We start from the raw sequence: 14,322 nt of genomic DNA on the forward strand, positions 1-14,322 counted from the left end.
CAGAAAAGCCTCAGAAGATCAGCGGCCGGCGGCGCGGGCGAGGCGTTCGGGGTAGCGCTCCCCGGCGATCGCGTCCGCGGGGGCGGCCGCCTCGATCGCGGCCAGGTCGCCGTCCGTCAGCTCCAGCGAAGCTGCCGCCACGTTCTCCTCGAGGTACTTGCGGCGCTTGGTGCCCGGGATCGGCACGACGTCCTCGCCGTGCGACTGCACCCAGGCGAGCGCGAGCTGCCCGGCGGTGACGCCCTTCTCCTCCGCCAGCTTCCGCAGCGCGTCGACGATCGCCATGTTGCGCTCGAAGTTGCCCTCGGCGAAGCGCGGCAGGCCGCGGCGCATGTCGTCGTCCGGCAGGTCCTGCACCGACTTCACCGCACCGGTCAGGAAACCCCGGCCCAGCGGCGAGAACGGCACCACGCCGACGCCGAGCTCCCGGCACGTGTCCAGGATTTCGCCCTCGATCCCCCGGGTCCACAGCGACCATTCGCTCTGCAGCGCCGTCACCGGGTGCACGGCGTGGGCGGCGCGGATCGTCGCGGCGCTCGCCTCGGAAATCCCGGCGTACCGGATCTTCCCGGCGGCCACCAGTTCGCCCAGCGCGCCCCAGGTCTCCTCGATCGGGGTGTCCGGGTCGACGCGGTGCTGGTAGTAGAGGTCGATGTGGTCGACGCCCAGCCGCCGCAGCGACTCGTCGCAGCTCTGCTTGACGTACGCCGCGTCGCCGCGGGCCCCCATCACGCCGTCGGTCCACACGATGCCGAACTTCGTCGCCAGCACGACCTCGTCGCGGCGGCCGGCGATGGCGCGGCCGACCAGTTCTTCGTTGTCGCCGTTCGCGTAGACGTTCGCCGTGTCCAGCAGCGTCACGCCGAGGTCGAGCGCCCGGTGGATCGTCGCGATCGACTCCTCGTCGTTGTCGCGGACGCCGTAGGCGTGGCTCATCCCCATGCAGCCCAGCCCCTGGGCACCGACTTCCAGTCCGCCGAGCTTCCTGGTCTTCACGCGGAAATTTCCTCCCTGCCGGGTTCGATGCCGAGCACGCTGCGCTCGACCTGTGCGTAGTTGTCGATCTTGTAGTCGAGGACGTCGAGACAGCCCTGCAGCTCGGCGATCCGCTCGGCGACCGACCGCCGCTGCTCCACCAGCAGAGCCTTGCGGCGGCCCGCGCTGGCGACGCCGTGGCGGCGCAGCGACGCGTACTCGCGCATGCTCTTGATGGGCATCCCCGTGGTGCGCAGCTTGGTCAGGAAACCGAGCCAGTTCAGGTCTTCGTCCGAGTAGGCCCGGCGGCCCGCGGTGTCACGGGCGGGCGGGTCGAGCAGTTTGATGCGCTCGTAGTACCGGAGGGTGTCGATGGACAGTCCGCTACGTCGAGCGGCTTCCGCTATCGAGTAGCTCATGACCTCGACACTACGACCTGGAGTGCACTCCAGGTCAACTCTTCACCCTGGTCTTTCATAACACCGTTCCGATACGCTGCGTACATGGCTCGACCCCGTACGCACGACGAAGCGCTCCGGCTGAAGCTCCTCGACCGCGCCGGTGAGCTCATCGCCGCCGACGGGCCGAAGGCGCTTTCCCTGCGAAAGCTCGCCGCCGACGCCGGGACGTCGACCACCGCCGTGTACTCCCTCTTCGGCAGCAAACCCGATCTGGTGAACGCCCTCTACACCGAGGGCTTCCGCCGCTTCGGCGCCCGGATGGCGGGTACCGCGCTGACCGGCGACGCCGTCGACGACCTGGTCGCGCTCGGCAGCGCCTACCGCGCCAGCGCGCTCGCCGACCCGAACCTGTACGGGATCATGTTCAGCCGGTCCGTGCCGGGGTTCGAACCCAACGAAGACGCCGAAAAACTGGCCCGCAAGACGCTGGAGCCCCTGGAGGCGGTCATCCGCCGGGCGATCGCCGACGGCGTCTTCGTCGACGTCCCGCCCGAGACGATCGCGGTCGGCTGCTGGGCCATCGTGCACGGGCTGGTGTCGCTGGAGCTGACCGGCAACCTGCCGGAGGAGTTCGACGTGACCGGCTCGTACGAGCGGGCCCTGCGCGCGAACGCCTCCGGCTGGCTGCGGCCTCAGAACAGCGGCAACGACCCCTCGTAGACGAGCTCGTTCTTCGCGTTCCACGCCCGCACGCGCACCTTCGTCTCCGGCGTCAAGGCGATCTTCCGCGGCAGCCAGGCCAGCGCCATGCCGTCGGTGACCACCAGGTCGGCGCCGTTGGCGGCGTCGAATTCGAAGCCCGCCGAGGTCGCCGTGGCCGGCAGCGCCACCGCGACCGGCTGACGGGCTTCGCCTGCCGGGGCGCCCGACTCGGCGCCGCCGAGCGTGTTCACCTCGAGGAGCCGCGCCGGGACTCCCCGGGCCGCCACCAGATCGGGGTACGCGCGGGCCTGCGTCTTCCCCGGCCGCCGGTAGTCCGGCTCGCGCGTGCAGACGATCACGCGGTCGCCGCGGCGGCCCATGACCACCTGCTTGTCGCCCTCGCTCAGCAGCGGTCCCGGCCGGTAGGCGGCGGCGTCCGGGATCACCTCTTCGGCGTCGGCGAGGCAGTCGCCGAGAGCACGGCCCGCCGCCGACGTCCGGTTGGCGGGCTCCGGGCGGTCGGTCACCGCGAGCAGGGGCGCCGGGGCGGCCGGGAGGTCCACCTTCCGGGGTTGTCCCGGGCCGCCGTCGATGAGCGCGACCGCCGTCCGGTCCGGCGCGGTCCGGGTGTGGGCCACGAACTGGCGGCTGACCGGCGAGAACTCGACGTCGCTCCCGCTGGACCCGCCGGGGGTCGACGTCGCGAGGGTCGCCTTCGGCCACGCCGGGTCCAGCACCCCGCCGACCAGCCCGGTCGCGCTGTGCAGCAGCAGCCCGGACCGGCTGCCCGGCGCGTACGCGGGCGTGGCGCCCGGGTCCGACAGCGTCACGGTGGTCGCGGTCGTCTCGCAGAACATCGGCTTGCCCGCGGCGGTGGCCGCGACCACGGCGTCCCCTTCGAGCTCCTCGGTGAGCAGCGGGACCCACTCCGCGCGCGTCGGCACCCGGTCGGTCTTGCCGGCCGCCGCTACCGCGGCCCAGCACCGGTCGAGCGCCGTCGTCGCGAGCTTGCCGTCGAGCGTCGGGCCACCGGTCACCGCGGGCGCCACTTCGGCGGGCTGCCGCAGCTGCCGCGTCACGACGACCGCGCCGGCGGCCAGGACGAGCACCGCGGCCGCGGCGGCGTACCAGACGTGCTTGGACCGCGCGGGTTTCCCGGTGCCCGCGCGGACTTCCGCACGCAGCCGGTCGCGGACGTCGGCGGGCAGCGCGCGCCGCGGCGGCAGGCCGAGGTCGTCGCTCATTTCTCCTCCAGCAGGGTGCGCAGCCGGGCACGGGCCCGGGACAGGTGGGCGCGGACGGTCACTTCCGCGACGGCGAGCAACGCGGCGGCGTCGGCGGTGCCGAGGTCGCCGAGCAGGCACAGCTCGACGACCGTGCGCTGCGCCTTCGGCAGCGTCCGCACGGCTTCGACGACCTCGCGCAGCCGCCGCTCGCCGTCGAGCCGCTCGGCCACGGCGTCGGCGTGGTCGGACACCACCGGCGGGTCCGGGATCTTCCGGAGCAGCAGCCGCCGCCGTCTCGCGCCGCGGTACTCGTCGCGGGCGGCGTTGCCGGCCACCGTGTAGAGCCAGGGCAAGGCGCTGTCCCGCACGAGCGTGACGTCGGCACGGCGGCGCCACGCGGTCAGGAACGTGTTCGAGGTCAGGTCTTCGGCGGCGGCCCAGGAGCCGGTCAGCCGGTAGGCGTGGTTCCAGACGGCTTCCGCGTGCCGCTCGAAGAGCTCGCCGAAAGCCGTTTCGTCGCCGTCGGCCGCCCGGCCCCACAGGGCCCGATCACCCACCGGTACCCCCGTCGTATGGCTGGTCACACCCTTCAGTGGCCGGCACCGGACGGGACGTTGCTATTCGTTCTCCGGGAACCGGGCATCCGTCAGGTCGATGTCCTGGTGTTCGCCGCCCTCGAAGTCGGTTTCGCCCTCGAACCGCGCGCGGGTCAGCTCGAACCGGCCGCCCGAGCGGACCCGGGTGAACCGGGCGAACGCGCCGAAGCGCGCCCAGGTGAAGAACGCGCCCTCCGCGAAAACCGACTGGTCGAAGTTCACCGCCGAGGTGAACTCCGCGCCGAAGAACCCCGCCCGGCGGGTGAAGGTCGTGCCGCGGATGTGCACCGCGCCGACGAACCTGGCCCGGCTGAAGTCCGCGGCGGCCAGCGTGCAGCCGCTGAGCCGGAAGTCGACGAGGGTGGCCCGCTGCAGGTCGATCGCCATCCCGGCCCAGTAGGCGGGTTCGTCGTGGGTCAGGTGGGTCTTGAGCAGTTCCTGCGCGGCCAGGCGGACCTGCAGCTCGCTCTCGTCGTAGTCGGCCGGCCCGAGGTCGGCGGTGCCCTTCAGGCCTCTTTCCGGGCTGTCGAACGGCATCCGCAGGTAGGCGCACAGGACGTTGACGATCGTCTGGCGCTGCCTCGGGTTGTCCTGCCCCAGCCGCTCCAGCGCGTACAGCCCGCCGAGCCGGACCGGCGCCTTGTCGCTGCCGAGCTGTTCGACGGCCTTCGTGTACAGCTCGGTGACCCGCCGCTCCTCGAGGTCCCGCTCGGTCACGGCGGCGACGCGGGTGGTCTCGGCCAGCTGCAGTTCCAGGGTGCGCTGGCGGCGCGTCGCGAGCCACAGCGCGAACACGCCGCCCGCGCCCGCGCCGACGCCGAACGCCGTCTTGACCGCGTCGATGCGCACCGGCGCGGTCGGCTCCCCGGACCAGGCTAGGAACAGCCACAGCAGCCCGGCGGTGACGGCCGCGACCGCGACCGCGGTCACGGCGATCCACCGCCACTTCAGGACCGGCAACGGCTCAGACGGCGCCGTACTGGCGGTCACCGGCGTCGCCGAGACCCGGCACGATGAAGCCCGAGTCGTTGAGGCGCTCGTCGATGCTGGCGGTGACGACGCGGACCGGCAGGCCGGTCTTTTCCAGGTGCGCCAGGCCTTCCGGCGCGGCGAGCGCGCAGATGGCCGTGACGTCGTCGGCGCCGCGGTCGGTGAGCAGCCGGATCGTGTACTCCATCGAGCCGCCGGTGGCGAGCATCGGGTCGAGCACCAGGACCGGCCGGTCGGCGAGCGACTCCGGCAGCGACTCGAGGTACGGCGTCGGCTTGAGCGTCTCCTCGTCGCGCGCGAGGCCGACGAAGCCCATCTGCGCGTCCGGGATCAGCTTGTGCGCCTGGTCGGCCATGCCCAGCCCGGCCCGCAGCACCGGCACCAGCAGCGGCGGCTTCGCCAGCTTGAAGCCGTCGGTGCGCGCGACCGGCGTGTGGATCCGCTCGGTCTTCACCGGGACGTCGCGCGTGGCTTCGTAGACCAGCATGACGGTCAGCTCGTGCAGCGCGGCCCGGAACGCGGCGCTGTCGGTGCGCGCGTCGCGCATCGTGGAGAGCCGGGCCTTCGCGAGGGGGTGGTCGACGACGTGCACATCCATGCGGGTCAATCTAGCCGTTTCGCGAAGCTCTTCACCCAGCCGCGCTGCCAGGGAGTTTCGACGGCTCGTTCGTTGTAGTGCTCACGCACCCAGGCGACGGCTTCGCCGGCGGGGACGCCGGAGAGGATCGCCAGGCAGGCCATCACGGTGCCGGTGCGGCCCGCGCCGCCGTAACAGGCAACCTCGACGGTTTCGGTCTTGGCTCGTTCGTGGAGGGCCTTGATCTTTTCGCGGGCGTCCTGTGGGTTCGCCGGCAGCAGGAAGTCGGGCCAGGTGACCCATTCGTGCGGCCAGGTGATGCCCCCGCCGTACTTGCGCCGCAGCCGGCTCGTCCCCAGGTAGAGACCGAAATCCGGGTCGGGCCCGTCGGGTTTCGGGCGGCCGAGCCCGCGGCCGCGGACCTCGACGCCGTCGGGAAAACGCACCATCGGAGCAGTGTCCTCCAGAAGGTGGACACGGAGGGTGGTTTTCGCCGATAAGCTGCGCCGGGTGAGCGAACTGACGCCCGACCAGATGCGGGCCTCCGACGCCGACCGCGAGCGCGTCGCCCAGGTGCTGCACAACGCCCTCGCGGAAGGGCGGATCACGGTGAACGAACTCGAAGAACGCCTGTCGACGGTCTACGCGGCGAAGACCGTCGGCGACCTCAAACCGGTGACGGTGGACCTGCCCACGTCGTCGGGCGTCATCGAGCCGGCCACTTCCCGCGCGCTGGGCTTCCCGGACCAGCGCATCGGCGGCTACGCGGGCTCCCCGGTGTCGATCGGCGTGATGTCGGGAGCGGTCCGCAAGGGCAGCTGGGTCCTGCCCCCGCAGCACACGAGCTTCGCCTTCTGGGGCGGCGCGGAGATCGACCTGCGCCAGGCGAGGTTCGCGGACAAGCACTGCACGATCACGGCGATCGCGATCATGGGCGGCATCCAGATCACGGTCCCGGACGACATCAACGTCGACGTGACGGGCATCGGCTTCATGGGCGGGTTCGTGCTGGAGGACAAGTCGGGCGCGCCACCGGCACCCCCGACGGCACCTACGGTGAAGATCAACGGGCTGGGGTTCTGGGGCGGGGTCGTGGTGTACCGGCGGCCGGCCCAGCGGGTGGACCCACCGCGGATCGAGCAGGGCTGACGTTCAGAGCAGCTTGGCGAGGTCGACGTTCACCGTGAAGGGATCGGTCACGGTGAACGGCCCGTCGTGCACGGCCGCGGACGCGTAGGTCTTAGTGGTGGGGTCGAGCTGGTAGCGGAAGACGCGGAGCTTGTCCGGGTCGTCGGTGTTTTCGACGCGCCAGAAGTGCTGGATGCCGCCGGCCGCGTACTCGCCGGGCTTGTCGATCTGGTCAGCGGTGACCGAGCCGGGTGACATGACCTCGACCACGAGGGCACAGTGTTCGGACTTGAGCACCGCGTCGCTCGGCAAAGCCGAGCTGTAGACCACAACGTCCGGGCGGCGGTTCAGCAAAGGCACGTCACGTAGCCGGAGATCGACGTCGGTGGCCACTTCCAGGCCGGGCCCGCATGCCGCCTCGAGCACGTTCGCCAGCCTCCTGGCGAAGATCTGGTGCGGGCGGCGAGGTGCCGGGTTCACGACGATTGCTCCATCAACGATCTCGATACGACGACAGACTTCTTCTGGCAACGCATCGTAATCATCAGCGCTCAACCCTGCGGACGGCAAGTCCATCCAGTCCGGCAGAGCGGTCATCCCAACTCCTCTGTGAGTACCTCTAATCGTCCGCCGAATTGTGCCACAAATACCGCCACACTTGTTGCGTTTCACCCTCGCCACCTCACATGAGCTGGGGTTTCGCGACACTCACCCGGTGGCCGTCCAACGACAGACATGATGCCGGGCCACTCCCCCGATCGACTTTGAAATCGTCACGCCTGCGTGACACAGCCGACCAATTACGTCACACCGGGTGACCGTCAGTCGGGCGCCGCGCGCTGTCGTACCCGCCGCCTAGACTCAGGCGCATGACAGCCACGACCAGCACGTCAGCGGCGCCGGCCACCCCGGCACCGCTGGCGGACGCGACTCGCGACGACGCGAGCCTGCGCCGCTTCCTGCTCGGGCTGCCCGGTGTCGACCAGGTCGGCGTCGAGCAGCGCGCGGCGGGCCTCGGCACGCGCAGCATCAAGAAGGACGCCAAGCGGTGGGCCATCGACACCGCCATCTCCATGGTCGACCTGACCACGCTGGAGGGCGCCGACACCCGCGGCAAGGTCCGGGCGCTGGCCGCGAAGGCCGTCCGCCCCGACCCGGAACGCCAGGACACCCCGCGCGTCGCCGCCGTCTGCGTGTACCCGGACATGGTCGCCACCGCCGTCGAGGCGCTCCAGGGCAGCGGCGTGCACGTCGCGAGCGTCGCCACCGGCTTCCCCGCCGGGCGCACCAGCCGCGAGATCAAGCTGGCCGACACCAAGATCGCCGTCGACGCGGGCGCGCACGAGGTCGACATGGTGATCGACCGCGGCGCCTTCCTCGAAGGCCGCTACATGGCCGTCTTCGAAGAGATCCAGGCCATCAAACAGGCCTGCGGCGACGCCCACCTCAAGGTCATCCTCGAGACCGGCGAGCTGGCGACCTACGACAACGTGCGGCGCGCGTCGTGGCTGGCGCTGCTGGCCGGCGGCGACTTCATCAAGACCTCCACCGGCAAGGTCTCCCCCGCGGCGACGCTGCCGGTCACCCACATCATGCTGCAGGCCGTCCACGACTGGCACGCGCAGACCGGCGAGCTGCGCGGCGTCAAGCCCGCCGGCGGCATCCGGACCACGAAGGACGCGATCAAGTACCTCGTCGCCGTGCACGAGGTCGCCGGCGAGCAGTGGCTGGTCCCGGACCTGTTCCGCTTCGGCGCGTCCAGCCTGCTCAACGACCTGCTGCTGCAGCGCCGCACCCAGGTGGACGGCCACTACAGCGGCCCCGACTACGTGACGGTGGACTGATGCCCGTTTTCGAGTACGCACCGGCGCCGGAGTCGCGCGCCATCGCGAACCTCAAGGACCACTACAAGCCCTTCGTCAACGGCGAATTCGTCGACGGCTCGGGCGAGCCGCTCAAGACGATCAACCCGGCCACCGAAGAGATCCTCGCCGAAGTCGGCACCGCGTCGAAGTCCGATGTGGACACCGCGGTCAAGGCCGCGCGCAAGGCGTACACCGGCGTCTGGTCCAAGATGCCGGGCACCGAGCGCGCGAAGTACCTCTTCCGCATCGCGCGGCTGATCCAGGAGCGCTCGCGCGAGCTGGCCGTGCTGGAGAGCCTCGACAACGGCAAGCCGATCAAGGAGTCGCGCGACTCCGACGTCCCGACGGCGGCGGCGCACTTCTTCTACCACGCGGGCTGGGCGGACAAGCTGGAGTACGCGGGCTACGGCCCCGATCCGCGGCCGCTGGGTGTCGCGGGCCAGATCATCCCGTGGAACTTCCCGCTGCTGATGCTGGCCTGGAAGATCGCGCCGGCGCTGGCCACCGGCAACACCGTGGTGCTGAAGCCGGCCGAGACGACGCCGTTGACCGCGCTGGTCTTCGCGGAGATCTGCCAGCAGGCCGAACTGCCGCCTGGCGTGGTCAACATCCTGCCGGGCGCGGGCGACATCGGTGCGTCCATTGTGGAGCACGCCGACGTGAACAAGATCGCCTTCACCGGCTCGACCGAGGTCGGCAAGGCGATCCAGCGCCAGGTCGCGGGCACGCCGAAGAAGCTGACGCTGGAACTGGGCGGCAAGGCCGCGAACATCGTGTTCGAGGACGCCCCGCTGGACCAGGCGATCGAGGGCATCGTCAACGGCATCTTCTTCAACCAGGGCCACGTCTGCTGCGCGGGCTCGCGGCTGCTGGTCCAGGAGTCCATCGCCGAAGAGGTGCTGGAGAAGCTGCGCTACCGCGTCTCGACGCTGCGCATCGGCGACCCGCTGGACAAGAACACCGACATCGGCGCGATCAACTCGGCCGAGCAGCTGGCCAAGATCCGCGGGCTCGTCGAAGCCGGCGACGCCGAAGGCGCGGAGCGCTGGACCAGCCCGTGCCCGGTGCCGGACCGCGGGTTCTTCTTCGCCCCGACGGTGTTCGCGAACGTCCACCAGTCGATGCGGATCGCGCGCGAGGAGATCTTTGGCCCGGTGCTGTCGGTGCTGACGTTCCGCACGCCGGACGAGGCCGTGGCGAAGGCGAACAACACGCCGTACGGGCTTTCGGCGGGCATCTGGACCGAAAAGGGCTCCCGGATCCTGTGGATGGCGAACCAGCTGCGCGCCGGCGTGGTCTGGGCCAACACCTTCAACCGCTTCGACCCCGCCGCCCCGTTCGGCGGCTACCAGGAATCCGGCTTCGGGCGCGAAGGCGGCCGCACCGGGCTGGAGGCGTACCTGAATGTCTGACCGGATTTCCGTCGCGAAGACGTACAAGCTCTACATCGGCGGCAAGTTCCCGCGTTCGGAGTCCGGCCGGGTGTACCCGGTGACGGACACCAAGGGCAAGTTCCTGGCGAACGCGGCACACGCGTCCCGCAAGGACGTCCGCGACGCGGTGGTGGCGGCCCGCAAGGCGTTCCCGGGCTGGTCTGCGGCGACGGCGTACAACCGCGGCCAGGTGCTCTACCGGGTGGCCGAGGTCCTGGAGGGCCGCCGCGACCAGTTCGTCGCGGAGGTCTCGGCGTCCGAAGGCCTGGCAGCGAAGAAGGCGGAGTCCATTGTGGACGCGGCCATCGACCGCTGGGTCTGGTACGCGGGCTGGACGGACAAGATCGCGACGGTCCTCGGTGCGGCGAACCCGGTGGCGGGCCCGTACTTCTCGTTCACCGTCCCGGAGCCGACCGGCGTGGTGGGCATCCTGGCCCCGCAGGGCTCGTCCCTGCTGGGCCTGGTGGAGGTCCTGGCCCCGGTCCTGGCCACCGGCTCGACGGCGGTGGTGGTCTCCAGCGCGGAGCGGCCGTTGCCGGCGATCACGCTGTCGGAGGTCCTGGCAACCTCGGACGTCCCGGGCGGCGTGGCGAACATCCTGACGGGCCACGCGTCGGAGCTGGGCCCGTGGCTGGCTTCGCACGGCGACGTGAACGCCCTGGACCCGACGGGTGCGGCCCCGGCGGACCGCCCGGGCCTGGCCCGCGAAGCGGCGAACACGGTGAAGCGGGTCCTGACGGTCCCGGAGGCCGAGCCGGACTGGACGGCGGCGCCGGACCTGACCCGGCTGCGGCGGTACTTGGAGGCGAAGACGGTCTGGCACACGCTGGGCGTCTGAGTTCCCACAGGGAGGCCACCACCCGGTCCGGGTGGTGGCCTTCCGACGCTATGCTCCCGAGCGAGTACTCAGAGTAGGGGGAGCGCGTGAACGGCCCGATCCTGATTCCCCCGCGGATGGCCGCGCGCTTCCGCGGCCGTTGCCTGGTCTTGGGCGCGGTCACGGTGGCCGCGGGCGTGCTGGTCGGGCTCGGGATCGCGGTCGGCGGCCTCCTGCTGCCGGGCGGCTCCGGCCCGATGTTCGCGATGACGGCCGCCACGGGCGTCTTCCTCGGCCTGTTCCTGCTGGTCTCCGGCGTGACGATGACCCTGGCCCGGCAGTGGGTGACGACGATCCCCCAGGGCCACGTCCTGGACCGGCAGAAGTCGGGCTTGGCCCTCTACCCGCTCGCCGTACCGGCCGGCGCCGGCCTCTTCACGTCGCTCTTCTTCTACGTGACCTTCATGGGCCGCTTCACGTGGTCAGCCGAGAACGTGACCCGCACCGTCCACCTCGTGACGCCGGGAGTCGTGGCCTATCTGGCGCTCCCGGCCGTCGCGGTCGCGCTGTGCGTGGTCAACCTGCTGGTCGGCCAGCCACTCTTCCGCCCGTCCCAGCGGACCATCCAGCGCTACGCCCGCTAGCTCATCGACACCGAGAAGTCCGTCAGCGTGAACCGCGCCTTACCCCCACCCGTCGAGCAGAACTCGATCCCGTACCCGATCTGGTTCACCGTCGGGTTGGGCGGGATCAAGCCCTTCCCGATCGCCCACGCGATCATCGCCTTCAGGTCCGCCGTGCCCGAGTACTGCGTCGTCCGCGAAACGAACGCCACGTAGCCCTCGTCCTCCGCCCAGACGTCGTACGTGAAGCCGCCCGCGGTGTACGTCGTCAGCTTGTCGCCCGCCGGGACCTGTTTGCGGTTCTCCGTCCAGACCATCAGCTCGCTGACGCCCTTGCCGTCGCCCACGCCGTTCAGCCACAGGTCGTACGCCACGTCGTAGACGCCGATGCCCGGGCCGCGGCCCCCGAACGACGACCTGATCACCGAGTAGTCGTTGAACGGTTTCCCGTTCTGGTCGTTGATGTCCTTGTGCACATTCGGATAGGTTTTCACCGACGTGGAATCGGGCTGGACGGAATCGACGTACCAGTTGTCGTACGCGCAGGCGCGCAGCGTTTCCGGGCCCGCTTCGCCCGCGTTCCACATGTTGTTGTGCACGTAGTACCCGCCGTCGGACCAGCCGCCGTCCGGGTCGCTCGTCGTGAACTCCGGGGAGCCGCAGTTCCGGGCCGGGGTCACCGACGGCGCGGTCGGCGTCGGCGCAGGTGGCGGCACGGATCGGGACGTACTCAAAGGCACCGAAGTCGCGGGCGCGAGCGACGCGCTGGAGGTCGACGGCACCGATGGAAGCGGCCCGGCGACCGGCGCCGCGCCGTCGCGACCGCACCCGGCGAGCAGCAGCAAGGGAATGACCAACAACGCGGATCTTCGACGCATTTTCCCGCCTCACGGCCAGAATCAGGCAGAACGAGGCGGAACATTAACACGGAAATCCGGGAAATCAGCCGGGGTCGAGGTCACGGGATGTGATCGGACGGCCGGGGAGCTCGGTTCCCGGCCGCGCGCTGAGGCCGTCGATCATGATGCCCACGCAGCGGCGCGCCGCCATCTCCGCGACGTCCGGGGACTTCGCGCGCATCTGGCGCAGCAGCGTCGCGAACAGGATCGCGATGTCGCCGGCGGCGACGTCCTGGCGGAGCTTGCCCTCGGCCTGCGCGCCGTCGACGAAGCCGTCGAGGACGGCGAGGATCTCGTCGCGCAGGCGGCGGACCTCCGGGTCGCTCTTCAGGATCACCAGCGCCCGCGGCGACACCATCGCCAGCTGGACGCTCAGCTGCAGCTCCACCGACTGCCGCAGCAGGCGCTCCAGCGCGCGCCACGACGACGTCTCCTCGGCCGCGATCACCTTGGCGTCGATCAGCACGCGCTCGAAGTTGTCCATCGCGACGGCGCGGATCAGCGCGTCCCGGTCCGGGAAGCGGCGGTAGAGCGTGCCGACGCCGACGCCGGCCGCCCGGGCGATCTCCTCCATCGGCACCTCGGCACCGGACGTGGCGAAGATGCTCTTCGCCGCCGCGAGGATCTGGTCGCGGTTGCGCCGCGCGTCCGCTCGCAGGGTGGTCTCGGGGTCTGCCGTCATGCCGTTTCGCTCCTCGCTGAATCGCGCGGGGTGATTCTCGCATGGTCAGGCGGCCACACAATGGATCCGCACCGAGTCACCCGTTAGCTAGTGGACGACTTCCTTCCGCTTCGGTACCTTGGGTCGAAGAACCGGAATGTAATCCTCCGCATACTGTACGTCCGATTTAGGGGGCCCGAAATGACCGAAGTCGCCGAACCCACCACGAGGGGCGACGTGTTCCCGATGGTGCGGAGCTGTCCGTTCGCCCCGCCGCCGGCCTACGAGAAGCTCCGCGAGGCCGGCCCCGTGCACCGCGTCGAGCTGCAGTCCGGCCAGGAGGCGTGGGCGATCACCCGGCTCGAGGACGTCCGGCAGATGCTCACCGACCCGCGGTTCAGCTCCGACCGGTTCAACCCCGGCTTCCCGTTCCTGACCAAGCAGGGCCGGCCGGTCCGGCGGACCAACTTCACCGCGTCGCTGATCAACATGGACCCGCCGCGGCACGGCGCGGCCCGCCGTGAGGTCGTCGGCGAATTCACCGTCCGCCGGATGAAGGCGCTGGAGCCGCGCATCCAGCAGATCGTCGACGAGCACATCGACGCGATCCTGGCCGGGCCGAAGCCCGCCGACCTGGTCTCGGCGCTGTCGCTGCCGGTGCCGTCGCTGGTCATCTGCGAGCTGCTCGGCGTGCCCTACGAGGACCACGAGTTCTTCCAGGTCCGCAGCTCGACGCTGCTCAACCGGGACGTCGACCAGGAAGTCCGGGTCAAGGCCGTCGACGAGCTGCAGGAGTACCTCGACCGGCTGGTCGCGAAGAAGGAAGCCGACCCGACCGACGACCTGCTCGGCCGCCAGATCCTCAAGCAGCGCGAAGAACACGGCGACGTCGACCACGACTCGCTGGTTTCGCTCGCGTTCCTGCTGCTCATCGCCGGGCACGAGACGACGGCGAACATGATCTCGCTGGGTACGGTCGCCCTGCTGGAGAACCCGGACCAGCTCGCCATCATCAAGAACGACCCGGGCAAGACGCTCGACGCCGTCGAGGAGCTGCTGCGGTACTTCACCATCGCGGAGTTCGCGACCTCGCGCGTCGCCACCGAAGACGTCGAGATCGGCGGGCAGCTGATCCGCGCGGGCGAAGGCGTGCTCGGCCTCAGCTACTCCGGCAACCGCGACGACGCCGCGTTCGAAAACCCCGACGAGCTCGACCTCGAGCGCGGTGCCCGCCACCACGTCGCGTTCGGCTTCGGGCCGCACCAGTGCCTCGGCCAGAACCTCGCCCGGATGGAGCTGCAGATCGTCTTCGACACGCTCTTCCGGCGCATCCCGGAGCTCAAGCTGGCCGCGCCCGTCGACCAGCTGCCGTTCAAGCACGACTCGTCGATCTTCGGTCTCTACTGCCTGCCCGTGACCTGGTGAGGGG

17 protein-coding genes are annotated in these 14,322 nt (G+C 70.5%); 7 read left to right on the forward strand and 10 right to left on the reverse strand.

Translation table 11 applies throughout. The features are described 5' to 3' along the window. Positions 1-18 precede the first annotated feature (18 nt). The gene (locus H4696_RS29210; RefSeq protein ID WP_225957424.1) at positions 19-942 is read right to left on the reverse strand and encodes an aldo/keto reductase; all 924 of its coding nucleotides are present in this window, start codon (positions 940-942) and stop codon (positions 19-21) included. Between the two features lie 50 nt (positions 943-992). Further along, entirely contained in the window at positions 993-1,394 is a 402-nt protein-coding gene (locus tag H4696_RS29215; protein WP_086858267.1) for a MerR family transcriptional regulator, read from the reverse strand. Between the two features lie 84 nt (positions 1,395-1,478). Between H4696_RS29215 and H4696_RS29220 the strand changes: the two genes are divergently transcribed. After that, on the forward strand, positions 1,479-2,096 hold the full coding sequence (locus H4696_RS29220) for a TetR/AcrR family transcriptional regulator (RefSeq protein WP_086858268.1): 618 nt from the start codon (positions 1,479-1,481) through the stop codon (positions 2,094-2,096). Here the strand turns inward: H4696_RS29220 and H4696_RS29225 are convergent. Genes H4696_RS29225 through H4696_RS29245 form a run of 5 tightly spaced genes read right to left on the reverse strand, consistent with a single transcriptional unit; the run spans position 2,069 to position 5,916 of the window. Further along, positions 2,069-3,322, reverse strand: coding sequence for a hypothetical protein (locus H4696_RS29225; protein ID WP_086858269.1), 1,254 nt, complete (start codon positions 3,320-3,322; stop codon positions 2,069-2,071). The two genes, H4696_RS29220 and H4696_RS29225, sit on opposite strands and share 28 nt — an antisense overlap. Continuing rightward, on the reverse strand, positions 3,319-3,888 hold the full coding sequence (locus H4696_RS29230; RefSeq protein WP_086858270.1) for an RNA polymerase sigma factor: 570 nt from the start codon (positions 3,886-3,888) through the stop codon (positions 3,319-3,321). The genes H4696_RS29225 and H4696_RS29230 overlap by 4 nt, the downstream gene beginning before the upstream one ends. A 33-nt stretch (positions 3,889-3,921) precedes the next feature. Then, positions 3,922-4,830, reverse strand: a complete 909-nt coding sequence (locus H4696_RS29235) for a pentapeptide repeat-containing protein (RefSeq protein WP_086858293.1) — start codon at positions 4,828-4,830, stop codon at positions 3,922-3,924. Between the two features lie 34 nt (positions 4,831-4,864). Continuing rightward, positions 4,865-5,488 carry a uracil phosphoribosyltransferase gene (gene upp, locus H4696_RS29240; RefSeq protein ID WP_086858271.1) on the reverse strand — a complete coding sequence of 208 codons (624 nt, stop codon included), beginning with the start codon at positions 5,486-5,488 and terminating at the stop codon, positions 4,865-4,867. 5 nt (positions 5,489-5,493) lie between these two features. Beyond that, positions 5,494-5,916: a protein-tyrosine phosphatase family protein gene (locus H4696_RS29245; RefSeq protein ID WP_086858272.1), complete on the reverse strand. Its 423-nt coding sequence runs from the start codon at positions 5,914-5,916 to the stop codon at positions 5,494-5,496. Between the two features lie 85 nt (positions 5,917-6,001). On the opposite strand from H4696_RS29245, the gene H4696_RS29250 reads away from it, so the two are divergent. Next, positions 6,002-6,616: a DUF1707 SHOCT-like domain-containing protein gene (locus tag H4696_RS29250; protein WP_192783084.1), complete on the forward strand. Its 615-nt coding sequence runs from the start codon at positions 6,002-6,004 to the stop codon at positions 6,614-6,616. A 3-nt stretch (positions 6,617-6,619) separates the two neighbouring features. Here H4696_RS29250 and H4696_RS29255 read toward each other — a convergent pair whose 3' ends face one another. Beyond that, entirely contained in the window at positions 6,620-7,192 is a 573-nt protein-coding gene (locus tag H4696_RS29255; RefSeq protein WP_225955838.1) for a Uma2 family endonuclease, read from the reverse strand. 272 nt (positions 7,193-7,464) lie between these two features. Here H4696_RS29255 and deoC point away from each other — a divergent pair, with 272 nt between their 5' ends. The 4 genes from deoC (at position 7,465) to H4696_RS29275 (ending at position 11,354) form a co-directional block, all read left to right on the forward strand. Beyond that, positions 7,465-8,439, forward strand: coding sequence for a deoxyribose-phosphate aldolase (deoC, locus tag H4696_RS29260; RefSeq protein WP_086858273.1), 975 nt, complete (start codon positions 7,465-7,467; stop codon positions 8,437-8,439). Next, positions 8,439-9,872 carry an aldehyde dehydrogenase family protein gene (locus H4696_RS29265; RefSeq protein WP_086858274.1) on the forward strand — a complete coding sequence of 478 codons (1,434 nt, stop codon included), beginning with the start codon at positions 8,439-8,441 and terminating at the stop codon, positions 9,870-9,872. The genes deoC and H4696_RS29265 overlap by 1 nt, the downstream gene beginning before the upstream one ends. Then, the gene (locus tag H4696_RS29270; protein ID WP_086858275.1) at positions 9,865-10,731 is read left to right on the forward strand and encodes an aldehyde dehydrogenase family protein; all 867 of its coding nucleotides are present in this window, start codon (positions 9,865-9,867) and stop codon (positions 10,729-10,731) included. The genes H4696_RS29265 and H4696_RS29270 overlap by 8 nt, the downstream gene beginning before the upstream one ends. 86 nt (positions 10,732-10,817) lie before the next feature. Next, entirely contained in the window at positions 10,818-11,354 is a 537-nt protein-coding gene (locus H4696_RS29275) for a hypothetical protein (protein ID WP_086858276.1), read from the forward strand. Here H4696_RS29275 and H4696_RS29280 read toward each other — a convergent pair. Beyond that, complete coding sequence (locus H4696_RS29280) at positions 11,351-12,049, reverse strand: GH12 family glycosyl hydrolase domain-containing protein (protein ID WP_249026926.1); 699 nt, start codon at positions 12,047-12,049, stop codon at positions 11,351-11,353. The two genes, H4696_RS29275 and H4696_RS29280, sit on opposite strands and share 4 nt — an antisense overlap. A gap of 226 nt (positions 12,050-12,275) precedes the next feature. Further along, entirely contained in the window at positions 12,276-12,914 is a 639-nt protein-coding gene (locus H4696_RS29285; RefSeq protein WP_192782601.1) for a TetR/AcrR family transcriptional regulator, read from the reverse strand. 180 nt (positions 12,915-13,094) lie between these two features. Between H4696_RS29285 and H4696_RS29290 the strand changes: the two genes are divergently transcribed. Then, positions 13,095-14,318 (forward strand): cytochrome P450, encoded by a 1,224-nt coding sequence (locus tag H4696_RS29290; RefSeq protein ID WP_086858278.1) that lies wholly within the window; start codon positions 13,095-13,097, stop codon positions 14,316-14,318. Positions 14,319-14,322: the final 4 nt, after the last annotated feature.

The organism is Amycolatopsis lexingtonensis, assembly GCF_014873755.1.
Lineage (GTDB): Bacteria > Actinomycetota > Actinomycetes > Mycobacteriales > Pseudonocardiaceae > Amycolatopsis > Amycolatopsis lexingtonensis.